Annotated in this window: 16 protein-coding genes; 9 read left to right on the top strand and 7 right to left on the bottom strand. The window is 60.4% G+C overall.

Annotated features, from left to right (window positions below):
- Window positions 1–30: 30 nt before the first annotated feature.
- The 3 genes from ACZ48V_RS13745 to ACZ48V_RS13735 form a co-directional block, all read right to left on the bottom strand.
- Complete coding sequence (locus tag ACZ48V_RS13745) at window positions 31–657, bottom strand: thymidine kinase (protein WP_464540013.1); 627 nt, start codon at window positions 655–657, stop codon at window positions 31–33.
- 147 nt (window positions 658–804) lie between these two features.
- On the bottom strand, window positions 805–4362 hold the full coding sequence (gene smc, locus ACZ48V_RS13740) for a chromosome segregation protein SMC (RefSeq protein WP_464540011.1): 3558 nt from the start codon (window positions 4360–4362) through the stop codon (window positions 805–807).
- A gap of 78 nt (window positions 4363–4440) precedes the next feature.
- Window positions 4441–5085 (bottom strand): porin family protein, encoded by a 645-nt coding sequence (locus ACZ48V_RS13735; protein ID WP_464540009.1) that lies wholly within the window; start codon window positions 5083–5085, stop codon window positions 4441–4443.
- 658 nt (window positions 5086–5743) lie between these two features.
- Between ACZ48V_RS13735 and ACZ48V_RS13730 the strand changes: the two genes are divergently transcribed.
- Both ACZ48V_RS13730 and ACZ48V_RS13725 read left to right on the top strand, forming a co-directional pair.
- On the top strand, window positions 5744–6301 hold the full coding sequence (locus ACZ48V_RS13730) for a sigma-70 family RNA polymerase sigma factor (protein ID WP_464540007.1): 558 nt from the start codon (window positions 5744–5746) through the stop codon (window positions 6299–6301).
- A 227-nt stretch (window positions 6302–6528) separates the two neighbouring features.
- On the top strand, window positions 6529–8934 hold the full coding sequence (locus ACZ48V_RS13725) for a protein kinase domain-containing protein (RefSeq protein ID WP_464540005.1): 2406 nt from the start codon (window positions 6529–6531) through the stop codon (window positions 8932–8934).
- 159 nt (window positions 8935–9093) lie between these two features.
- Here the strand turns inward: ACZ48V_RS13725 and ACZ48V_RS13720 are convergent, their stop codons facing one another.
- Window positions 9094–10545, bottom strand: a complete 1452-nt coding sequence (locus tag ACZ48V_RS13720) for a Glu/Leu/Phe/Val family dehydrogenase (RefSeq protein WP_464540003.1) — start codon at window positions 10543–10545, stop codon at window positions 9094–9096.
- Window positions 10546–10774: 229 nt separating this feature from the next.
- Here ACZ48V_RS13720 and ACZ48V_RS13715 point away from each other — a divergent pair, with 229 nt between their 5' ends.
- From ACZ48V_RS13715 to ACZ48V_RS13700, 4 genes are all read left to right on the top strand, one after another.
- Window positions 10775–12715: a cation:proton antiporter gene (locus ACZ48V_RS13715; RefSeq protein ID WP_464540002.1), complete on the top strand. Its 1941-nt coding sequence runs from the start codon at window positions 10775–10777 to the stop codon at window positions 12713–12715.
- A gap of 220 nt (window positions 12716–12935) precedes the next feature.
- Window positions 12936–13835: a shikimate dehydrogenase gene (locus ACZ48V_RS13710; protein ID WP_464540000.1), complete on the top strand. Its 900-nt coding sequence runs from the start codon at window positions 12936–12938 to the stop codon at window positions 13833–13835.
- 57 nt (window positions 13836–13892) lie between these two features.
- Window positions 13893–14648: a peptidoglycan editing factor PgeF gene (pgeF, locus tag ACZ48V_RS13705; RefSeq protein WP_464539999.1), complete on the top strand. Its 756-nt coding sequence runs from the start codon at window positions 13893–13895 to the stop codon at window positions 14646–14648.
- 12 nt (window positions 14649–14660) lie between these two features.
- A complete protein-coding gene (locus tag ACZ48V_RS13700) occupies window positions 14661–15632 on the top strand; it encodes a YheT family hydrolase (protein ID WP_464539998.1) in 972 nt (323 codons plus the stop codon).
- A 162-nt stretch (window positions 15633–15794) separates the two neighbouring features.
- Here ACZ48V_RS13700 and ACZ48V_RS13695 read toward each other — a convergent pair whose 3' ends face one another.
- Complete coding sequence (locus ACZ48V_RS13695) at window positions 15795–16574, bottom strand: SDR family NAD(P)-dependent oxidoreductase (RefSeq protein WP_464539996.1); 780 nt, start codon at window positions 16572–16574, stop codon at window positions 15795–15797.
- Between the two features lie 174 nt (window positions 16575–16748).
- Here ACZ48V_RS13695 and xseB point away from each other — a divergent pair, with 174 nt between their 5' ends.
- The gene (xseB, locus tag ACZ48V_RS13690; RefSeq protein ID WP_464539994.1) at window positions 16749–17006 is read left to right on the top strand and encodes an exodeoxyribonuclease VII small subunit; all 258 of its coding nucleotides are present in this window, start codon (window positions 16749–16751) and stop codon (window positions 17004–17006) included.
- Window positions 17007–17327: 321 nt separating this feature from the next.
- Here the strand turns inward: xseB and ACZ48V_RS13685 are convergent, their stop codons facing one another.
- The gene (locus tag ACZ48V_RS13685; RefSeq protein WP_464539992.1) at window positions 17328–18080 is read right to left on the bottom strand and encodes a DoxX family protein; all 753 of its coding nucleotides are present in this window, start codon (window positions 18078–18080) and stop codon (window positions 17328–17330) included.
- Window positions 18081–18395: 315 nt separating this feature from the next.
- Between ACZ48V_RS13685 and ACZ48V_RS13680 the strand changes: the two genes are divergently transcribed.
- Window positions 18396–18914: a hypothetical protein gene (locus ACZ48V_RS13680; RefSeq protein WP_464539990.1), complete on the top strand. Its 519-nt coding sequence runs from the start codon at window positions 18396–18398 to the stop codon at window positions 18912–18914.
- 9 nt (window positions 18915–18923) lie between these two features.
- The gene (locus ACZ48V_RS13675) at window positions 18924–19874 is read left to right on the top strand and encodes a L,D-transpeptidase (protein ID WP_464539988.1); all 951 of its coding nucleotides are present in this window, start codon (window positions 18924–18926) and stop codon (window positions 19872–19874) included.
- Window positions 19875–20185: 311 nt separating this feature from the next.
- On the opposite strand, the gene glgP is transcribed toward ACZ48V_RS13675, so the two are convergent.
- A complete protein-coding gene (gene glgP, locus ACZ48V_RS13670; RefSeq protein WP_464539986.1) occupies window positions 20186–22252 on the bottom strand; it encodes an alpha-glucan family phosphorylase in 2067 nt (688 codons plus the stop codon).
- Between the last annotated feature and the right edge of the window lie 41 nt (window positions 22253–22293).

Below are 22293 nucleotides of genomic sequence, written 5' to 3'. Positions count from 1 at the left end.
GAAACAGAAACGCGTGCGCTGTGCAGCATTCTACTCTGCGTCTTCGGGAGGCGACGACGTGATGGGTTGCGGGGCGGCTCCGCTCGGGATCTCTGTTGGCTGGAAGCAGTCGCGGCAGCGGGGCTCGTACGCCTCAGTGGCGCCGAGCAGCACGCGGTCGTCGCCTGCCACGATGCGCTGAGAGTGATTCGCAGGCGCGCCGCACTGTACACAGATTGCGTGCAGCTTCGTAACGTGCTCCGCGATAGCCATGAGCTGCGGGATAGGCTCGAAGGGGTTCCCCTTGTAGTCTTGATCGAGCCCGGCCACGATTACGCGCACGCCGTCGGACGCCAGGGTCTGGCATACGTGCATCAGTTCGGGTCCGAAGAACTGCGCCTCGTCGATGCCCACGACGTCGGCCGCACGAGCGAGTAGCACGATCTGGTCGGCTGCGTTGACGGCGGTCGTTGGCATGGTGGTATCGTCGTGCGAGACCACCTCGTCGTCGCTGTACCGCGTGTCGAGGGCCGGTTTGAACGCCATGACCTGTTGCCGGGCAATGCGTGCGCGGCGCAGGCGGCGGATGAGTTCCTCGGTCTTTCCGCTGAACATTGATCCGCACACGACTTCGACCCATCCGGCATCGCGGCTTCGGTTTACGATATGAGGTTCCATGCTGCAGGGGCGGGGGACTGTAGTGAAAAGATACGATAAGCGAGGCTGCGCGGCAGGCCATCCGAGAGGTAGCCCTAATAGGCAATCCTAATAGGCAATCCTAATCAATCCAGGCAAGCAACCCGTCAGGTCAGGGGGATGCGGAGGCTACCCGGCGATCTCGACGGCCTCATCAAACTCGACGCCAACCAGCTCCGACACGCCGTTTTCTTGCATTGTAACGCCGTACATGCGATCGGCAAGAGCCATCGTGCGCTGGTTGTGTGTCACAAGAATAAACTGCGTGTCGTGCTCAAAGCGACGGATCAGGCTCATAAAACGCTCTACGTTTGTGTCGTCAAGGGGCGCGTCGACCTCATCCAGGATGCAAAACGGACTGGGCTTTACGAGATAGATCGCGAAGAGCAACGCAATGGCAGTGAGCGTTTTCTCTCCGCTTGAGAGCTGTTTGAGCGAACTGGGCTCCTTCCCGGGTGGTTTTGCGCGAATCTCAATCGGCGCGTCGAGCGGATCGTCCGCGTCCTCCAGCATCAGATCGGCCTGTGCGGCTTCGCCAAATAGATCCGAAAACAGCTTCCGGAAGCTGCCGCGTATGGACTCGTAGGTGTCTTCGAAACGCGCTGAGGCTTTGGTGTTGATCTCTGTAATGGTTTCGAGCAGCGTCTCCTCGGCTTCCTCCAGGTCTTCTTGCTGATCCACAAGAAAGTCGAGGCGCTCTTTTGTTTCGGCATACTCGTCGACTGCAAGCGGATTCACGTCGCCAAGCCGGTTACGTGACCCGCGAAGCGATCGTACTGTTGAGCGGGCGTCGTCGACATCGAAGTCTCCGGGAAGGTCGACTGCTTCTTCGTCAAGGTCGTGGTCGAAATCTTCCTCGATGTTTGCATGCAGTTCTTCGAGACGGGTATCGATCTGAGCGCGCCGTACGGCGGCTTTGTTCTCCTTTTCGACCGCAGATTCGCGTTCCTGGCGCAAGGAGCGCAGCGTTTGTTCGATCTCGTTGACCTGGGTACGTGTTGCCTCGACGGCTTCATCGGCCTTGTCGACGGCCTGCTGGTAGTCGGCCCGGGCTTCACGGGCGGCTTCAATCTTCTCATCAAGCTCGGTCTGCCGGTCGAGTGCGGTTTCGATTGTGCTGCCCAGCTGCTCGATGCGTGCTTCCCGATCGCTCATGCGCGCATCGATCTCTGTGCGCTGCTCCTGCAGGCGCTCCTGGTCGCGTTCGAGCGTTTCTACGCGGTTGCGCGCCTCCACGGCCTCCAGCTGAGCGCTGTTGTGTGCTTCCACGGCATCGCGCTCGGCCTGAGCAGCTTTTCCCAGCTTGGTTTCAGCAATTTGGCGTTCCTCGCGGAGCGTCTCTAACATCTCTTTTGCGTCTTGCACCTTAGCACGCAGCGTTTCGATGTTGCTACGCAGCGCGTCGAGCTCCTTGGCGCGCTCCGCAATGCGATTAGCCAACTCGTCGCGTCGCTCTTCGGCGGCTTCCCGCTCATAGGTAGCCTGCTCGTAGCGGGCCTCGGCCCGGTCGAAGGTGCGCTGGGCCTCGGTGACGGCCTGGCGGGCATCTTCAAGCTCGGTCTCGGCGCGCTGCAGATCCGACTGCGCCCCGTTGTATTCAGCCTTGAGGGTCTCGCACTCGGAATGAGCGTCTTCCCACTCAGCTCGGGCAGCGGCCAGCTGCTCACGGCGTCCGACCCGCGAGGCAACGGGCGACGTGTTCTCCTGGCGGCTGCCGCCCCGAAGACGCCCTTGCGCGTCGCACCATTCGCCCGTGGGAGCATAAACCGTTGTATCTTGCGAGGCGTCTTCTGCTGCTGAACGGGCGGCATCAAGATCGTCGGCTACAAAATGCCGATGCAGCAGCACGTCGGCCAGCGGCTTGTAGCGCGGTTCGGTGGTGCGCACCTGCGTGCGAAGCGAAACCGTCCCGTCAGGAGTCGCGTGCGGTTCGGGCGGAGTCGGAAGGCGATCGAGCACGATGAACGTGGCCTGTCCGGCTTCATCAGCTCGCAGCGTTTCGATGGCCGTCTCGGCGGCTTCGGTTGAGGCGACCACCACGCATGATGCCCAGTCGCCCAGTGCAGCGTCGAGCGCAACGCGGAGCTTGTCGTCGCACCCCAGAACATCAGCGACCGTGATGAGGTCGTCGAACGGCCCTTCAGAGGCCAGGTGCTGAATTGCATCCGAAAACTCGTCGTAGCTCGACACGAGTCCCTCAAGCAGCTCAACCTCGGTGGCGGCGGCATCGCGGCGGCGCTGGGCATCCTGGTAGGCCGCCTCGACGGATGCCAGGGTCTCTTTGCGCTCGTCAAAAGTCTGCCGGGCTTGCTCAAGGTCTTCTTCGGTAGCGGCCAGATCGGCCTCCGCGCTGTTCATTGCGGAGCGGGCCGACTGGGCGTGTTCGGCCCGCTCTGATGCGTTGGCAGCGAGCTCTGCCTGCTGTTCCTTGGCATGCTCCTGCGCCTCCCGAAGCAGGTCGAGCCGGTTGGTCTGTTGGTCGAGCGTGCGCTGGCGTTTCGACTGTTCGGTTTCGTGTTTATTGAGTCGGGCGCGCACCGACGCGAGGTCTTCGCGCAGCGTTTCGGCTTCTGCTTCTGCCTGGGCACGCCGCTCGGCAGCGTCTTCGAGGGCGGCCTCGGCGGATGTACGAGCCGGTCGGGCGTCGCTAAGCTGCGCATCTACCTGTTGGAGGCGTTCGTTAATCTCAGAGAGCCGGTCGGCATCGCGTTCTTGAGCGGTCTCCGCCTCGCGCCGGTCGTCGCGTGCCCGGGTGAGGCGTTCGCGCTGCAATCGCTGGTCCGACTCCAGTTCGCTGATCTGGGTGCGGTGGTCTTGCAGCGCCTGGCGCCGATCGGAGCGCGCGGCCTCACGCTCGTCTAAGGTGGTGCGGAGCGTGGCGTGCTTCTCTTCGGCTGTGTCGTGTTTCTCGTCGAGCGTATCGGCGCGCATCTGGGCCGCCTCTTGCTCCGCGACGATCTCGGTGCGCTGCGCCTGGAGGCGGTCGTACTCCGCCTGTGCCAGTTGAAGCTCTACCGTGTGCAGCTCCTCAGAGAGCTCCTTATGGCGTGCGGCCTTTTCAGCTTGCTTCTTGAGACGCTTCACCTGCGCGCCGATCTCCCCGGTGAGGTCGCGAATGCGCTCCAGGTCGTCCTGGGTGTTGTCGAGCTTACGCAGCGCCTGGCGGCGACGCATCTTGTAGCGGGTGATGCCCGCGGCCTCCTCAAACATCCGGCGGCGATCTTCGGTGCTGCCCGACACAATCTCATCGATCATCTTCAACTCGATCACCGAGTAGGCATCAGCCCCCATTCCGGTATCCATGAAGAGATCCGTAATGTCTTTCAGGCGGCACGTCGTGTCGTTCATCAGATACTCAGACGTGCCATCGCGGAAGAGGCGCCGCCCGATGGTCACCTCAGAGTATTCGGTCGGTAGCACGTTCCGGTTGTTTTCGATCGTGAGCTGCACCTCAGCCATGCCCAGCGGCTTGCGCGAGTCAGTGCCGTTGAAGATCACGTTCTGCATCTTTTCAGACCGCAGCACGGTGGGGCGCTGTTCGCCAATGGCCCAACGCACCGCATCTACGATGTTTGACTTCCCGCATCCATTTGGCCCAACAATAGCGGTAATGCCGGGGGCAAAGTCGACCTCTGTTGGGTCAGCGAAGCTCTTGAATCCATGAAGTGAAAGCGTGCGGAGATACATACGAAGGCAGAAGCAGTCATACAAAAGGGCGAGTCCAACGCTGCGGCTCGCCCTGGTGGATAAGGATTGAAGGTGCGGTTATATGCCAATGTAGACGCCCAGCGTGAAGGTGCGAAGCGAGGCGCTGCTGGGGAAGACGTTGCCAGATTCCTCGAACGGTTGTTCATCGACCGCACGGGCAATGTCGTTAAACCCGTGCATGTACCGTACCACCACGCCGATGGGACTGGGCCCGTCCTCAAAAGAGGCGCCGAAGCCCACGAGCCCGCTCACGTCGGTGCGCTCGTAGAACGAGGTGTTGGTGTTGACCTGCGTTTCGAGCGTTCCTCCGATGCTCTGTGTCTCAAACATTTTGAGGCCAAATGAACCGCCTGCGGTAGCAAAGAGATTCAGACGCCAGACTGCGGGCAGCTGGAGGCGTAGTTGCAGCGGCACTTCCAGATATGAAGCATTGTAGTTAACCTGTCCGGTGCCTTCCGAGACCGTAGTTCCACGCTCTGAAAAAAGAAGTTCGGGCTGCACCGCGATAGAGCCAGGCAGATCAACACGCATCACCCCTCCAAACATAACCGTGGTGCGGATGCCCGTCGACAGGTCGTCGGAGGTCGTAACCGTTGAGAAATTGGCGCCGAGCGTTCCGCCAAACGAAACCGACTGGGCAGACGCCAGGGGACTACACCAGAGGGCGGCTACGATAAAAAGAAGCCCTACGCGCTGTGTCATTTTGAAGAGGGATGGTTTGAAGTATAGCATCGCTTACACGTAGCATCGGGAAAAGGTGATCCGTCTCCAGACGACGGCCGGTGCGCAAAACGCAGCAATGATGCAGCAATGATAATGTAGATCCGGCAACGATAATGTATCGTGCCGTGTGCTATGGCGCCATATGCCCCGCAACATATGCCCCGCAACATATGCAGGTAGCTGTTGGACGGTGCCTGGTGGATGGTAGCGTCCGTTTGCGTTACGACCCTTGCGTTGCATGCGTCTAAATAAATGTAATATAGCAGATGTAGAAGGGTAGACAATCTGCAAGAAGTCAAGCAAAAGATAATCAAAGGGGGGGTATTCACTGTGATGTAATTGCGTTTATGATGCGATGGCGTATATCTTGTACATGTGTTACACATACGTTATTCGCAGTGTACCCGTTACGCCTGACGCTTACGGAGGCGATGTGCCGAAAGCTCACGCATGGAGGCAAAAGATAAACCCGTATACAAACCGCCTGGGCACACAGGGTTTACAGGGGGAGGGGATACGAGTATACAGGTGTACGGCAACGTACGGCCATGTTGTTGGATGGCATCGTTAGCGTTGTACCGGGCAGAGACAGACAAACGGCTTCCCGTCGTTCTTCGAATACCAAGTGTTTTCTGTTATGGATGAAAACGTTACGCAGCTTCTCGTTGATTACCAGCATGGCGACGGGGGTGCAAAAGATCGTCTGTGGGCAGCCGTATATGATGAACTGCGTCAGTTGGCACATCATCGCATGCGGCGGGAGCGCAAAGGACACACGCTCGGCACTACAGCCCTCGTGCACGAGTGCTACCTGAAGCTCATTGACCAGACACAGGTTGAGTGGGAGAGCCGTCTGCATTTCTATGCGATGGCCTCGCGCATCATGCGCAACATTCTGGTGGATTACGCGCGCCGCCGCACAGCGCAGAAACGTGGTGGCGGCGCACCGCACGTGCAGCTTGACAAGATACAGCTATCAGACAGCGAGGAAACGGCGCAGCTGTTTATTGCGCTCGACGATGCCCTTGCCCAGTTGGCTAAGATGGATGAGCGGCTCGCCAAAGTTGTTGAGTATCGATTTTTCGGCGGTATGACCGAAAAAGAGATCGCCGAACTGCTCGACCTGTCGCCCCGTACCGTGCGCCGCGACTGGCGCAAAGCCAAAGGATGGCTCGCCCGTGCAATGGACGAGTGACACCAGCCCTTCATGCTCCGCTAAGAATGCATGAACGAATGTGTGGGCGAATGAACAAGTAATGAACAAGCAAAATGTCTATGGTTTCATCTGTCCAGTCCTTCATTCCCCAATCTGGTGAACAGATATATTGGCTGCGACAGTGCTTCTTCGGATACGTCAGACCATGACCGCTCTGATACGGCATACGTAAACAGACCAGCCCGTTTCAATCCCCCGAACCTCGTATGTCTCTTGCTGAAACACACTGGCCGGTTCTTAGCGAGGTGTTAGACAAAGCACTGGACGCGCCGCGGAGACAGCGACAGGCCATCATCAGGGCGTCGTTTCCGGATGATCCCGAACTGTGCGCAGAAGCGCTGGCACTACTTCAGGCTGCAACCGAAGCGCCAAGCCTGCTCGACCACGATGCCTGGCAGTGTGCAGGCACATGGGTTGAGGAAGGAGGCGAAGACGCTGTTATCCCCGATAGTGGGCTTGCTGAAGGAACGCAGGTGGGGGCGTACACCATCGACGCACCGATCGGGGTGGGAGGAAGCAGCTACGTGTATGAGGCCCATCGCAGCGACGGACTGTTCGAGCAGGTTGTCGCTATAAAGGTGCTGCGTGGCGGGCAGCGGGCTAACTTCGGGCAGCGGTTCCTACGCGAGCGGAGCATTCTTGCCGCGCTCACCCATCCTTACATCGCACGGGTTTTCGATGGCGGTACTACACCCGACGGAGATCCATTCTTTGTAATGGAGCGTGTTGAGGGAACGCCGATTACGGAGTATTGCAATACCCATCAGCTTACGATCAAAGAGCGGCTGGAGCTGCTTTGTGATGTAATTGAAGCCGTACAGTATGCTCATCAGCACCTCATTGTGCATCGTGACCTGAAACCCTCTAACATACTGGTGACGGAGACAGGGCAGGTTCGCCTTCTCGACTTTGGGATCGCTAAAGTGCTTGAAGAATCGGGGCTTGCGGCTACGCTCGATCCATACGAAACGCAGGTCGGCACGTATCCGATGACGCCCGGGTACGCGGCGCCCGAGCAGATTGAGGAAGGGCCCATCAGCACCCGTACCGACGTGTATGCACTCGGACGCATATGCTATGAGCTTGTGTCGGGCTGCTCGCCGATTGAGGCGGATACTACAGCGCCATATGCGCTCATGCAGGCGGTATGTGAGGGCAACTTACGTACCATGTACCAGCGCTTCCATGGACTGTCTAAAGAGGAGCAGGCTGCAATTGCAGGAGAGCGCAGCACGAGCGTAGTGGCGCTAAGGCACGTGCTGCAAAGCGACCTGTGCGCCGTTCTTGGGCAGGCGCTGGCTCGTGACCCTGAACAGCGTTACGGCGCGGCGGCCGAACTCAGGCGCGACCTGGAGCATTACCTCAGCGATCGTCCCGTGCAAGCGCGTACATCTACGCCGCTTTACCGGGCCCGCACGTACATGCGGCGCAATCGTTGGGCAATCACCGGGGCGATGGCCGCTCTGCTCGTAGTCATCGGGTATGCCTTCACCGTCACGCTGTACTCGCAGCAGATGAAAGCCGAGCGCGACAAGTCGGAAGCCGTAACCACCTTTCTGACAGATCTTTTTGCCGCATCCGACCCGGTGCGTAACGCAACCGGCAGCCCCGACCTGACGGTCCGTGAGGTGCTCGACCGAGGGGCGATGCGCCTCGACGAAAACATGCGCGAGGCGCCCCAGGTGCGGGCTGATCTGCAGGGCACGCTCGCCCAAGTCTACAATAGCCTTGGGCTGTACAGCCAGGCCGAGCCGCTGCTTCGTGAAGCGCTCGCGACACAGGCTGAAGGTGGCGATGCCATTGCGCAGGCTCATACGAAGCGGGAGTTGGGCTACATGTTCTTTCGCACGGGCAACTATGAAGAGGCCGAGCGCTACCTCACCGATGCGCTTGCCAGTTTCGAGCGCGTGCACGGGGCAACGCACCCGGGAGCAGCACCTTACCTGAACACGCTGGCCCTTGTCTACAACTCCATGGGAAACGGCGTGCAATCGGAGACCCTCCTGCGCCGTGCGATTCAGCTTCAGGGTGAAGACAAACAGAGCAACAATGTCTACCTGCACAACCTCGCCATTGCACTACAGCAGCAGGGACGCTTCGAAGAGGCGTTTCCGCTGCACGAGGCAGCCATAAACATGCGCAGGGCACAATACGCAGCCGACCACCCCAATCTGGCTTCGGCGCTTGCGCGGTATGCGTACTCGCTTCACTTGAACGGAAATATGGAACAGGCCGCTACAGTGCATCAAGAGGCGCTCGATATGCGGCGCAATGTACTCCCCGATGTGCACCCGCATATCGCTTCTTCGCTGATCCGATACGGATGGCTTGAAGCGGAGCGGGGGAACGGCCAGCAGGCGGAGGCAATGGTGCGCGAGGGCATCGAGATGCTCACCCAGTTCGTGCCCGACTCACACTGGGAGGTGCAGGCAGGTTGGGGCATCGTAGGCGTTGCGCTCATCCAGCAAGGCCAGATTGCCGAGGGACGCACGTATCTGGTTCCGGTCTATCGCCAGTTCGAGGCCGCGTTTGGACCGGATGACTGGCGTACGCAGCGCGTCCGCGGGGTCTTGCTGCAGACAGGCGGCGTGCCCGATAGCGCGGCAGGGTAAGAAGTGATTCGGCACCCATGCGGATACGCACGTGGCCTGGTGGCGTAGCCGTATAATTAAATCAGGGGGATGCGAACGGTACGCATCCCCCTGATTCTGACAGGGTCTATGGCGGACACCTGTATGGCGCCTGTACGGAGCCGAAGCCTGGAATTTTGATCAGGGAAAGATGCCCATGTCAGAGTAGGACTTCGCGATCTTGTTTATCGCGCTGATAAAGGCCGCGGTACGCATGTCGACGTTGTGCTGCTCGCGTTCATTGCGGATCTCCTCATACGCGAACGTCATGGTATCTTCGAGGCCCGAGTTTACGAGGTCCTCCTCGCTGGCGCCAAAGCCGACGCGCTTGACCAGGTCTTCCATGAGCTGCTCATCGAAGCTCTGGTCGGTGAGCTCGTCGACGGCTCGCAGGATGCGCTCGGCATTGCGCTCCTCAAAGCGGCGGCTCATGCGGCCGTGGCGCACGTGCGACAGGTTGCGCAGCCACTCGAAGTACGACACGGTAACACCCCCGGCGTTCAGGTACACGTCAGGGATGATCAGCACGTTGCGCTCTTGCAAGATGGCATCGGCCTCGGCGGTAACCGGTCCGTTGGCGGCTTCGGCGATGATGCTGGCCTGGATGCGCGTTGCGTTTTCGGTGGTGATAACGCCTTCGAGGGCAGCGGGTACGAGAATGTCGCACTCGAGCTCCAGCGCGTCAAACGAGTTATCGATGTTTGTAGCACCCGGGAAGTCAAGGATCGACCCGGTCTCCTCGCGGTGTGCCACCACGTCGTAGATGTCGAGTCCGCTCGGGTCGTAGATGGCCCCCTCAATTTCGGCAATACCGACAATCTTGGCGCCTCCTTCGTCTTGCAGGATGCGGGCTGCATGGTAGCCGACGTTACCGATTCCCTGCACAACAACCGACTTGCCGGCGGTGCCTACGTCGAGGCCCAGTGCGTCCATGTCTTGCTTAAAGGCACAGGCTTCGCGGATGCCGTAGTATACGCCGCGTCCGGTTGCCTCGGTGCGACCGCGCACGCCCCCTTGCCCAACAGGCTTGCCCGTTACGCACCCGAGTGCGTTCAGGTCGTCGTCGGTCATCTGGTTGTAGGTATCCATGATCCAGGCCATCTCGCGTGGCCCGGTGCCGTAGTCAGGAGCCGGTACATCTACCCCGGCTCCGATAAAGTTTTTCCGAATCAGCTCAAACGTGTAGCGGCGCGTGATCCGCTCCAGCTCGTGCACAGAGTAGTCGCGGGCATCGATGCGCACCCCGCCCTTGGCGCCGCCAAACGGTACATCCACGATGGCGCACTTATAGCTCATGAGCGAAGCCAGCGCCATGACTTCATCCACGTTTACGTTCATGGCGTACCGGATGCCGCCTTTGGTCGGTTTCTTGTGGTGGCTGTGCTCAGCCCGGTATGCACGGATCACTTCGATGCTCCCGTCGTCGCGCTTGATAGGGAACTCGAAACGCACGATATTATCGCAGGCGCGTATCTGGTTCAGCACGCCTTCCGGATGATCGGTATGTACAGCAGCGGTATCGAACATACGGTTTACCTGAGCGGAAAACCCCTGTTCAGCCCCTGGGGTTGTATCGGTGGAAGCGGATTGCATAGATCAGAAGCAGAAAAGTGGTGCAGAAAAATACGAAAGCGCCGGTTGTAACTTGTTTTCCATGTAAACGGCTACGTACTACAACGGCAAGCCACCCCCCCGTAAATTGTAAGCGCTTCCAAAAATATTGTACATTCGTTTGCACGATGTTCGCGAAAAGAACGCATAGCGCGTAGCAACAGCGCGTGCTAAGCCGCCATCGATCTTTTTTAGCAGCCCCATAGATCCAGTGACTGATCCCGTACTCGCTCCTCTTCTTCTGATTGGCGCCTGTGCAGCGGTAGGGCTGTGGGTAGCCTGGCGCCTGCGTGTGCCCACGCTGCTCATTGTGATTCCCATCGGGGGCATTGTCGGACCGTTACTCGGGCTCATGCCTACGGCAACGCTGGCCTTCGAGGGGATGCGCACGCTCGTCATTGCTGTTGCAAGCATATGGCTCTTCGACGCCGGTCGGCAGATTCGTGCTGCAATGCGCAACGAAACGTCGCTGCCAGTGCCGATCGCCCCACGCCCGGAGGCCGCAGAGCAGTCGGAGGCAGAGAAGCGAGTAGAGCAGCAAGCCATAGAGCACAGCCTGCAATATGACACCCTGACGAGGCGTATGCGGTACGGGGTGCCTCTTCTACACGCCCTGTTGATCGCAGCGGCCGGATACGCTGTAATGCAGTGGTCCGTGTCGCTCGCGCTGTTGGCCGGTGGGGTGCTGGCCGTCCCCAGCAGCTATGCGCTTGGCGCCTTGCTCCGGCACACGCCACTTCCGGCATCCATGACAATCCCGCTACGCGTTGAGGCAGGGGCTGGCGGGGCAATCCTCTTGGGGCTTCTGCTGGTCGGTATAACAGTAACGCAGGTGGCCCACAGTCCCATTGCCGCGCCAGCTACCACGCAGGCAGAGCACCTGGCCCTCGGGATCGGACTCGACGTGTTTACTTCGCTGGGAATAGCCGGTGTGGCTGTGGCGCTCCTGCTTGGCGTTCTTCGCTGGGTGCAGCGCCCCAGACCCGTGCGGATCGTTGCCGTAGCGCTTCTGGTCTGGGCCGGCGTGTTTGGGGCCGACTACCTGCAGCATGGTCCTGGACTGCTCGTGCCGCTGCTGACAGGGGGATTCCTGGCATATCAGCCGTGGGTGCAGCCGACGCATGCACTTCGGATTCCGCCAGCGCTCTACCACGTTACCGCTGCTGTCGTAGGAATCATCATCGGAACGAACCTGGGTGCGAACGTCTGGGGTCTCTTTTCTATGCCTATGTTGTCGTTTGCTGCGGCAGCGCTGGTGGCACGTCCGGTGGCGCTGGGGCTGTTGTGGTGGGGCAGCAGACGCACGTGGCGTAGCCTGATCATGCTGGGGAGTTGGCACGCACGCGACGTGTTTCCCCTGGTCATTGCAGCTGCGGTGCTCCCCTTTGTACAGCACTGGTACCCGTCTGCAGAAGGAATGTGGCTTCCTGCCCTGATTTTTGTATCGGTAGCGGCGGGCACATATGCCGCCCTGTTTGGACCTGCGCTTACCCGGTGGCTGGTAAACCGCGCTTCGCATCCCCCTACGCTGCTCTTTGTTGGCGCTGGCTACCCGGTGCGGCGCCTGGCTTCGTTCCTGCAGCAGCGCGGCTTGCCTGTACAACTGGTCGACGACCGGGAGGACGCGGTAGCGGCAGCCCGGGCAATGGATCTTCCTGCTGCACGCCACGACCTGGAGGCACCCGAGGCCTACGATACATTGCCCCTGCATCGCGTAGACCGCGCCGTTATTATGCTGCCCGATACCGACCGGCTACACGATGCTGTTGCGCACGCATCCGGCAGTCTGCCCTGGGCCGACCGCGTGGTTATGCCGGTTCATGAGGAGAAGCCGTCGTTTCGGGCCGCGCCGGCTGCCCGCACGGCGCCAGTCTCGTATCAGTGGATGCGCACCGCACTTGAAAGCGGAGCCCAGTTCTACGCGTTTCGTCCGGCTGATATACTGCCTGGAGACGTGGAGCATGCTTCATACGAGGGGCCGGCACTCATGCAGGCATGCGAAACAGCCGATGCCACCCCGCTCTTCGTAATCCATGAAAACGGGGTGCTAACGGGCCCGCTAACGCAGCTTCCAGCTACGATGCGAGCAGCCGATCGCATTGTTCTGCTGATGCAGCCGCCCATGCAAGAAGATCATCAGAGGGGCGTCTGAAAAACGGGGGGGCGTGGTGCCACTCCAAAAGCCAGAATGGCTTGTATGCGTTACGATTCCGTATCGACATCGTGATGGGAAACAGGAGAGCAACGCGACTCATCCTATTGTGCGGTGTGCAAAAATAGGGCACACGACGCCTGCCGGCACAATGCTTTGGTCGGCACTACTGTGTATGTACCTCTTCGTCTACTTCAGTATATTGCACTGCACTTGCTTCATGTCAAACTCTTCTTCGCGCATTGATGCGGCTACACGGATTGTGCTCCTTATCGGCGACCCGGTGGAGCATTCGCTGTCGCCGCGCATCCACAACACAGCATTTGCGATACAGGACATCAACGCAATGTATGCGGCTACTCCCGTATCGTCGGAGGCGCTGTCCGATGCGGTCAATGGGATGCGAGCGCTTCAGATTCTGGGTGCCAACGTTACCATCCCCCATAAGGAAGCAATCGTGCCGCTGCTCGACTCGGTAAGTCCGCGTGCACGAGCAGTGGGGGCAGTAAATACGGTTGTAGCACAGGACGATGGAGAGCAGCTTACGCTCCATGGCGATAATACCGACGTGGCTGGCTTTCTGGCGCCGCTTTCCGGTCGTGCGGGGCTACACGGGGCGGATATGACTATTCTGGGGGCCGGTGGGGCAGCGCGTGCCGCGGCATATGCGTTGATCACCACCTATGCGCCGACCACGCTCACCGTGGCCGCCCGCCGCCCGGCGCAGGCCGAGGCGCTGCTCGACGTTATGCAGGCCTACGCCGATCCTGCAACAACGCTCGTGGCAGAGCCCCTGGAAGAGGCGGATGAGACGGTGCGCTGGAGCCGACTCGTTGTGAATGCGACGCCTGTGGGCATGGCTCCCCACGCAGATGACACCCCCTGGCCCCAAGCGGAGTGCTTCTCGCCGGACCATCTGGTTTACGATCTGGTTTATGCGCCACGCCCCACCCGCCTCTTGCGAGAGGCCGCTCGCGAAGGAGCAGACACGCAAGACGGTCTGGAGATGCTAATCGGGCAGGCAGCAGCTTCGTATGCGCTGTGGACCGACCGCTCGATGCCCACCGACCAGGTCCGCGACGAACTGCTCTCGATGCTCCCCACGGGTCCTGACGCGTAACCTCTGTGCTGCACGTGCACGAAATCCCACCTGGTTGCCCTTACGCCGCGCATTGCTATGTTGCTTCGATCTCCCGTTATTCGCCCCCGGCTGGCCCAGGCGCCGGGCCTGGTCGCTGGTTTCTCAACGCGATACGGCGGCGTAAGCAGCCCGCCATACGACTCGCTCAACGTAGGATCAGGCGTTGACGACGCTCCCGAGGCCGTTGCGGAGAACAAACGGCGCGTGTGCGACGCCCTCGGCATCGCCCCCGACCAGCTGGCCCGGGCGGGGCAGGTCCATGGCGCCACGGTGCGCAAGGTGGATGCGCCCGGGTATTACCCCGACTGCGACGCCCTCGTAACCACCACTCCCAATCTCTTTCTCTCTGTGGTAACAGCTGACTGCGCCGCGGTGCTTTGTGCCGATCTTGAGGCGGGCGTCGTGGCGGCCTGCCACTCGGGGTGGCGCGGCACGGTAGCAGGCATCCTGTCCAATACGCTTGAAGCGATGAAACGGCAGGGGGCCGCCTCCAAACGCATCCAAGCATATATCAGTCCATGCATCGGAGTGGATGCTTTTGAGGTGGGCCCGGACGTTGCCGCCCAGTTTGATGAGGCAGTTGTCGACACGACGTATGGCGAGCGTCCACATGTCGACCTGAAGCGTGCGCTGCACCGACAGCTACGTGCATCCGGCGTGCCCAAGGCACAGATTCAGGTGGATGCGCACTGCACCGCCTCCTCGAAAGGACTGTTCTCGCATCGTGCAAACGGGCCGGCGACCGGGCGCATGATGGGCGTCATCGGATATCGTTTCGAATCTCATGAATAAGGGCCTCGACGCATGCCTATCCTCACTTCCACCTACCGCGCCCCGATCGGACTTTCCGGCGGCCACGTGCAGACGGTGTTCTCGTCGGTCGCACGGTCGATTGCGTCGCCCTATGACCGTACCGAGCGTATCGACACCCCCGATGGCGATTTCCTGGAAGCGGCGTGGGCGCCGTCGGTGCCTACGCCAGCGCGTGGGGCTGCGGTGCTCACACATGGTCTCGAAGGCGACATCCACCGCCCCTACATGCGCGGGATGGCCCGTACGCTACGCCACGATGGGTGGGACGTGCTGGCGTGGAATCTGCGGGGGTGTGGTACGCAGCCCAATCGCACGCTGCCGACCTATCACAGCGGCAAGACCGAAGACCTTGCGTGTGTGGTGGAGCACGTGCAGTCGAGAGGGTACGACACCATCATGCTGGTGGGGTTCAGCCTCGGCGGCAACCTTACGCTCAAGTACCTGGGCGAGCGTGGGGTCATGACGCCCGCGTGTGTACGCCGGGCTGTCGCGATATCTACGCCCGTCGACCTTGAGCCCGCCGCCCGGCAGATTGACCGGTGGACGAACGCGCACTACACGTTCTATTTCCTGCGTAAGCTGCGTAAGACCATTCGGCGCAAGGCAGCGATGCATCCGGGTGCCGTATCTACGGCTCCGCTGCGCGAGATCCGTTCGCTTGTGGCATTCGATGATACCTACACGGCCCCCCTTAACGGATTCGCAAACGCCTCCACCTACTACCGCGAGGCGAGCAGCAAGCCGCTGCTAACGCAGATCGAGCGCCCGGTGCTGCTTGTAAGCGCCGCCAACGATCCGTTTCTGCCAGCGTCGAGCTACCCCTTCGCAGAGGCGCAAGACCACCCGCATCTCCATCTCGAAGTGCCCGACAGCGGGGGGCACGTGGGATTCGTGACGTTCTCGGAATCGGGTGTATACTGGTCGGAGATGCGGGCCGCGGCGTTCTTGCGGGGCGTGGCGTAGTGCTCTTAGAACCTGTTTTGATTTCTTGCTTTGGGCTCCGAGCCGCTCTGCTGGACTGGGGCCGAAGGGCCTGCTCGTGGTGCAATTGTCCCCGATATACTATGCGTCAGTCGGGCTGCGCCCTCGTGTCGGCCCGTAGCCCCGGCTTAGATGACCCAGACATCAGATAAGCGAGTGCGACTGTCCACCGTCTATGTTGATGCAGGCGCCGGTGACGAGGCTCGCGCGCTCGGAGACCAGAAACGCCACCGCATCTGCAACCTCCTCAGCACGCCCAAAGCGTCCAATCGGTAGATTTTCCTCTACAAACGCCTGCATCGCTTCTGGATTCTCCTTGACACGGCGATCCCAGCTGCCGCCGGGAAAGCGAATAGAGCCGGGCGCTACCGTGTTCACGCGAATGCCTTCGGGAGCCAACTCCTGGGCCATGACCTTGCCCATGCTGATGAGGGCCGACTTCGTTGTATTGTAGAGCGTAAGTCCGGCCCCGCCGAGCTCGCGTCCGTAGATGGAGCTGATATAGCAGATCGATCCGCCGCCCGCGTTCCGGATGTGTGGAATAGCCGCACGGCTGGCGCGGACATGTGACTTCAGGTTCAGGTCGATGATGGCGTCCCAGTCGTCATCGGAGAGCTCCATGAAGTCGCCCCGCAGGTTACCGCCCACGTTGCCTACATAGATATCAACGCCCCCGAGCGCTTTGGCAGCCTTTTCGACAAAAGCACCCGGCGCATCGGACTGTGTAAGATCGGTGGCCTCGGTGTATACCGAGACCCCGTACGCATCACGGATGTGCGTAGCCGTCTCATTCAGGTCATCTTCGGAGCGAGCACAGATGCCCACGGCACAGCCTTCTCGCGCGAGGGCCTCCGCGATATACTTTCCGATGCCCCGGCTGGCTCCGGTTATGAGCGCGACCTTGTCGTTCAGGTGCAGGTCCATAGCGTTGAAGTTGGGTTGGGTGAAGGAAGAACGTCGTGCGTCACACGGCTTCCCAACGGAGGCGCGGCTTCAAAGGATGCATCCTGTGCGCGGCTGCATCGTAAGGCACATGTGTGCGTACCTCCGTGTGAGCAAGACTTGAGCACGCGACGTACCATGACTTCTCATGCACTTATGGATTCGTCCGTTCACGCTATGGCTGATGCCTCCTCCAACGCCTCCCCAACCGATACATCTGCATCGGACCGCGACGCCTCGTTCGAGCACGACCTGGCTCGGCTCGAAGAGTTGGTTGACCAGCTCGAAAATGATCCACCGCCTCTTGACGATGCGCTTGACGCATACGAAGAGGGCGTGACGCTGGCTCAGCGCTGTCTGGGTCGCCTCGATGAGGCTGAACAGCGCATGCAGGAGCTGGATTTGGATCGATAGCAGGCTCTGCAGCATGCACGCTGAATAGCAGCCACGCGAACAGTGCCTGTTCTGACGGCGCCTATCCTGGAAGGGTCGTGGTCTGTATTCTGGTCTGTATTGTGTTTTGTATTGTGAGCTATATGATTATGGCCTGTATGCACCAGAGTGCAGGGGAGGTCGGCGAGAGCAGTCGCCTGAGCGATGTGTTGCTATCACCAAAAAGGGAGGCCGCTTGTTAGGCAGCCTCCCTGTATAATGGGCACGAGCGTTACGCATCCTCCTGCCTCCTGCGGCGCGTAAGCAACGCTGCAGCCCGGTGCCGCACGAAGATGTTATAGCTCAGCCTGTGTGCCAGCGATACTGACGAAGCATTTTTGCGTCTTTGGTGCGTTTCATGATGGTACCGCATTCCTGGCAGTAGAACACGACTTCGCGCACCGGAGCCGAGATGCCGAGCATAAAGTAGAAACCAGCCCAGATGGAGTATCGTGGCTCAGCGACCACGCGCGGATGGGTAATGTCGTTGCCGCATGAGCACTCCTGGGGCGTGGACGTTGCCATGGCGGCCGGAGCGGTGTCGACTTCGGCGGCGGCGCGCTCCTTGATGCGCTCCTTGATGCGGTCAGGGCTCAGGATATCGGGACGCGAGGCCGCCTCTTCATGGTCGGCCACGAAAACGTAGTAGTCGGCCGAGAGGCGTCCGGCGCCGAAGGCAAAGACGACGGCAAGCAGAAACAGCACGAGGGCCGAGAACTCAAGCGACTGCCCGGCTGTGAGGAGTCCTTCCTGGATGTGGACCAGCGAGACCGCTCCGATCAGGACCGGGATCTGAATCAGTGCGGCAAAGCGGGTTAGCAGGCCGACAGCGAGCAGCGCCCCGCCAAGCAGGTGGGCAAACGTGACGTAGTGCACCAGTGCAGCAGACGCGAGCGAAAACTCCGATAGATCAACCAGTGCAGCGATCCCGTCGGCATGCGAGATAAAAAGGAGTCCACGCACGAACAGTCCGATGCCCAGGTAGACACGGATTACGTCGATCACGATGTCGGGGTTGTCTCGAATCCAGGCGACCCATTGCTGTATGCGATTCATGGCAGGTTTTCAGTCTTGAGCAGGCATTCACGATTTCTCTGTGAGCCGTTTAAGTAAACTCCATAATAGGTGTTGCTTAAACCCACTATCAAAAGGGAACAGATTACGGCTTCTGGACATCTTCGCGCTATCTGCACGCTGTTCTTTGGATGGCGGTCTATCGTCTTCGGCAGGCGGTACTGGTACAGGCGGTGCCGGCATGGGCCCGCATGCAGCGTCGCATGCGACACAGGGCCCTGGTCTGCAACCCCGGCCAGAAATAGGCTTACAAAAGGCATGCACAGCACTCGTGTAGATCCGTAGATCATAGATTGTATGCCGTATTCTGCTCTGTTTCCAGCCCTTCCTGACTCCGCACGCCTGTGGGTGCACGTTGCAGGCCATGACGTTACGCCGCAAGCCCAGAAAGCAGTGGTCGATGTGCTGCAGTCCTTTTTCGAAACATGGGATTCGCATGGTCGTCCGGTAACAGGTCAGGCGGCGTGGCGCGATGATCAATTTCTGTTTGTGGCTGCTCACATCGACGCTCCGGGGCAGTCGATATCAGGCTGTGCGACCGATGCGCTTGTGCAAACGGTTGACCAGGCGGCCCACATGCAAGAGATCAGCTGGGCTTCGGCTCTTACGGTGGTGTACCGCCCCCCCGAAGGCGGCGTATCGGTTGTACCCCGGACTGCGTTTGCCGATCTCGCCAGTCAGGAAGCCGTCGACGCTACCACCCCGGTGTTCGACCCGAGCATCACCGAACTCCGTGCCCTGCGCAGCGGAGCCTTCGAGCAGCCTGCCGGCTCCACCTGGCACGCTCGCGCATTCTCTCTCGCCTACCCGGCTTAAAGAAAAGCTATGTACCGTCGTATTCTACCGCTCTTTCTCGTCTTGCTTTTGTTGCCGATGGCGGCAGACGCACAGCGTTACATCGACCAGTTTGCTGTTGCGGATCTGCTGAACATCCAGAACGAAAATCTGGACGCGCTGCCTGAGGTTTACTACGAATACTATGTGTTCGACGAACCGCGTAAGAACACAGTCATTGCCCGCGCTGCGATGTACCGTGAGCTGGGCGAGGGCGACATGGAGTTGGGGCGCAAGCGCTCGCAGCTTGTGGAGCTCATCAACCGGACCTCGTTGGGACAGCTTGCGCTGGGCGACACGGTGATTGTGCCGACGGAGTTTGAGGTGGACTTCCGTGCGTATTCGCCGTTTCCGCGCTACTACCCGGGAGCCCGCAACGAAGACAAGCTCTTCATCATCCACAAAGAGGTGCAGGCGTTTGCTGCATATGAGTACGGCGTGCTGCAGCGGTGGGGCATTATAAATACAGGCGACCCCGAGGAGTACCCAACGCCCAACGGACGCTTCAACTTCAACTGGAAAGAAGAGTACCGCGTCTCCAGTCTGAGTCCACCTGGTGAGGACTGGGAGATGTACTGGGTGTTTAACTTTCACGACGCCCGGGGCATTCACATCCACCAGTACCCAATGCCAACCGGGGGACCCACCAGCCGCGGCTGTGTGCGTATGATCGACACCGATGCCGAGTGGGTCTACAACTGGGCCGATGCCTGGACGACGTCGGCCGGGGGCACTAACGTGCAGTCGCGTCAGGGTCGTCTCTTGGAGCCGGGCTCTATGGTGCTCGTGCTGGGCGATGACCCTGAGGGCGATCCTGACCTGTTTGATTACGGGCGCCGCTATCCGGTGTTGAACCGCGTCACGCTTCCGCAGGACCCGTACGACGTAGAGCCAGGCACCAACCAGCAGCGCATCACCGATCGGTGGCAGAGCAGCCGGTAGGGAGGAGTCGGGCCGGTTTTTAGAACCTGTTTTGATTTCTTAATTTGGGCTCCGAGCGGCGGCGCTGGACTGGGGCCGAAGGTCATGCCCCTGGTGCAAATTGCCCCCGATGTCGGCCCGTAGCCCCGGCTACGAACCTCCATCGTGGTCCAATTTTTGCCGCAGCGGCGCTCGCTCTCGCCTACAAACCAAAACCCAAACAGGCTCGCAGAACAACACCCTTCAATGCAGAGCGGGAGCGCCCCGATCAGGGGACGCTCCCGCTTGCATGTTGTGTTTGGGCTTTCGAAAAGCCCGTGGTATAGATCTGGTTAGACCTGTTCCACCGGCTGGCGGTACATCGTGTTGACGTAGTCGATAACCATGCGTTTGGCCGAGAACGGTGCGGGAAGGCCGGTTATCGCTTTGCGCATACGGCTGACCCACGCCGTTGGGATGCCGTCGGCGTTGCGGTTGTAGAAGTCGGGGACGACCGACGTTTCGAGCTGCGTGTAGAGCGACTCGGCGTCGCGGGCGTCTTCCTTCTTCTGCCCCTCGGGGCCTCGGGGAGAAAACACGCCCGTGGCTTCTGGACCGATAGCCCATCCGTTTTCGCCGTTGTAACCTTCCGGCCACCAGCCATCGAGCACCGACAGGTTGAGCCCGCCATGCGCGGCGATCTTCTGCCCGCTGGTACCGCTGGCCTCCATGGGACGACGCGGGTTATTGAGCCAGACGTCGGATCCGGAGACGAGCATGCGTCCGATCTCCATGTTGTAGTTTTCGAGCATGAGCACGCGGCCCTTGAAGCCCGTTTCCTGGCTGATCTGGTAGATCCGCTTGATGAATGCCTGCCCGCCTGCGTCGTCGGGGTGGGCTTTCCCGGCAAACAGGATCTGAATCGGGCGGTCGCTATCGGCAAACAGCTTGCGGGCCCGCTCAATATCGGTAAAGATGAGCGGAGCGCGTTTGTAGGTGGCAAACCGTCGCGCGAAACCGATGGTAAGTGCATCGGGGTCGAGATCGGGCTTCATAGTTAGCGACTGCCGCTCTACGTGATCGGCGGCGTAGTTCAAGAGCCGCTCGCGAAGCTTACAGCGATAGGCCCAGAGGGTAGCGTCGTCGAGCTCGCCGAGGGGCGCCCAGAAGTCTTGCTCCTGGCGTTCGTGCGCCCAGTTGCCTGATACGTTTGCCGCGATGAAGTCGCGCGCCGGGGCGGCGGTCCAGGTAGGCAGATGTACGCCATTGGTGATCGATCCGATGGGGACCTCCTCGACGTCGCGGTCGGGGTACATATCTTGCCACTGCTGCTGCGCCACGCGTCCATTGATCTTAGACACGCCGTTTGCTGCGCGTGAGAGGTTCAGTCCGAGCACGGTCATGACGAACTCTTCGGTTTTGTCGTCGGGGTCGACCCGGCCATAGGGAGCAAGCTCATCCACGTCGAGCGGGTGCTCGCTAGCGTAGCCGGTCATCTCCGTATTGAAGAGCTCGGGAGCGAAGCGGTCGTGTCCGGCAGGAACGGGCGTGTGCGTGGTGAAGACCACCGAATCGCGCACGGCTGCTTCGGCCTCGGTGTGACTGGCGCCGGTTTCCATGTGCTCGCGCATCAGCTCAAACATGAGGAAGGCGCAGTGGCCCTCGTTGGCATGGTACACATCGGGCTGATTGCCGAGGGCGCGGAGCAGGCGCAGCCCACCTACGCCAAGTACGAGCTCCTGGCGAATGCGCTCGCGGTCGCCGCCCTGATAGAGGCGCCGTGTAAGGCCACGCAGCGGTTGGGGATTGCCTTCGTGGTCGGTGTCGAGCAGGTAGAGCGACACGTGTCCCAGCTTCGCCTCCCAGGCTTGCACCTGAACGCTCGTATCCCCGATGGGGACCGATACGCGCAGGGGTTCTACGTCAGGATTGGTGACAAGCGAAAGGGGTTGCTTTTCGGGGTCGAGTGGCGGATAGTTCGCCTGCTGGTTGCCTTTTTCGTCGAATGACTGGTGGAAGTACCCCTCGCGAAGGAGCAGTCCTACAGCGGTGAAGGGCAGGCCGAGGTCGGCAGCGGCTTTGGTATGGTCGCCTGCCAGCACGCCAAGCCCACCGGAGTAGAGCGGCATGCTCTCGTGCAGGCCGTACTCCATGCAGAAGTACGCCGTTTCGGGGGCGTCGTCGATCTCCGCTGGGGCCTTCATATAGGCGTTGAAGGCCTCGTAGACAGCGTCGACCTCACGGGTCAGTTCGGGGTCGGAAAGGCGCTCAGAATCGGCAGCACGGAGCGCGGCAAGCGGGCTATTGCCAGCGGCAGCGAAGGCGTCCGGGTGCACCGTTTTAAACAGCTTGCGGGCCCGGGGCGTCCACGTCCACCATAAGTTGTTGGCAATGGCTTCGAGTTTTTCCGTTGTGGTCATAAAGCAGAAATAATGGGAAACAGAATGGCGTAAAAGAGCCG

It is taken from the genome of Longimonas haloalkaliphila, assembly GCF_055379825.1.
This window is presented reverse-complemented; position numbering and strand designations above follow the sequence as displayed.

What these genes read in the sequence shown, in the direction of transcription:
- ACZ48V_RS13695 (WP_464539996.1), bottom strand. Translation starts at nt 16,574, where the DNA reads ATGGACCTGCACCTGAACGACAAGGTCGCGCTCATAACCGGAGCCAGC.
- ACZ48V_RS13730 (WP_464540007.1), top strand. Translation starts at nt 5,744, where the DNA reads ATGGATGAAAACGTTACGCAGCTTCTCGTTGATTACCAGCATGGCGAC.
- ACZ48V_RS13745 (WP_464540013.1), bottom strand. Translation starts at nt 657, where the DNA reads ATGGAACCTCATATCGTAAACCGAAGCCGCGATGCCGGATGGGTCGAA.
- ACZ48V_RS13720 (WP_464540003.1), bottom strand. Translation starts at nt 10,545, where the DNA reads ATGCAATCCGCTTCCACCGATACAACCCCAGGGGCTGAACAGGGGTTT.
- ACZ48V_RS13735 (WP_464540009.1), bottom strand. Translation starts at nt 5,085, where the DNA reads ATGACACAGCGCGTAGGGCTTCTTTTTATCGTAGCCGCCCTCTGGTGT.
- ACZ48V_RS13710 (WP_464540000.1), top strand. Translation starts at nt 12,936, where the DNA reads ATGTCAAACTCTTCTTCGCGCATTGATGCGGCTACACGGATTGTGCTC.
- ACZ48V_RS13680 (WP_464539990.1), top strand. Translation starts at nt 18,396, where the DNA reads ATGCCGTATTCTGCTCTGTTTCCAGCCCTTCCTGACTCCGCACGCCTG.
- glgP (WP_464539986.1), bottom strand. Translation starts at nt 22,252, where the DNA reads ATGACCACAACGGAAAAACTCGAAGCCATTGCCAACAACTTATGGTGG.
- xseB (WP_464539994.1), top strand. Translation starts at nt 16,749, where the DNA reads ATGGATTCGTCCGTTCACGCTATGGCTGATGCCTCCTCCAACGCCTCC.
- ACZ48V_RS13725 (WP_464540005.1), top strand. Translation starts at nt 6,529, where the DNA reads ATGTCTCTTGCTGAAACACACTGGCCGGTTCTTAGCGAGGTGTTAGAC.
- smc (WP_464540011.1), bottom strand. Translation starts at nt 4,362, where the DNA reads ATGTATCTCCGCACGCTTTCACTTCATGGATTCAAGAGCTTCGCTGAC.
- ACZ48V_RS13685 (WP_464539992.1), bottom strand. Translation starts at nt 18,080, where the DNA reads ATGAATCGCATACAGCAATGGGTCGCCTGGATTCGAGACAACCCCGAC.
- ACZ48V_RS13675 (WP_464539988.1), top strand. Translation starts at nt 18,924, where the DNA reads ATGTACCGTCGTATTCTACCGCTCTTTCTCGTCTTGCTTTTGTTGCCG.
- ACZ48V_RS13700 (WP_464539998.1), top strand. Translation starts at nt 14,661, where the DNA reads ATGCCTATCCTCACTTCCACCTACCGCGCCCCGATCGGACTTTCCGGC.
- pgeF (WP_464539999.1), top strand. Translation starts at nt 13,893, where the DNA reads ATGTTGCTTCGATCTCCCGTTATTCGCCCCCGGCTGGCCCAGGCGCCG.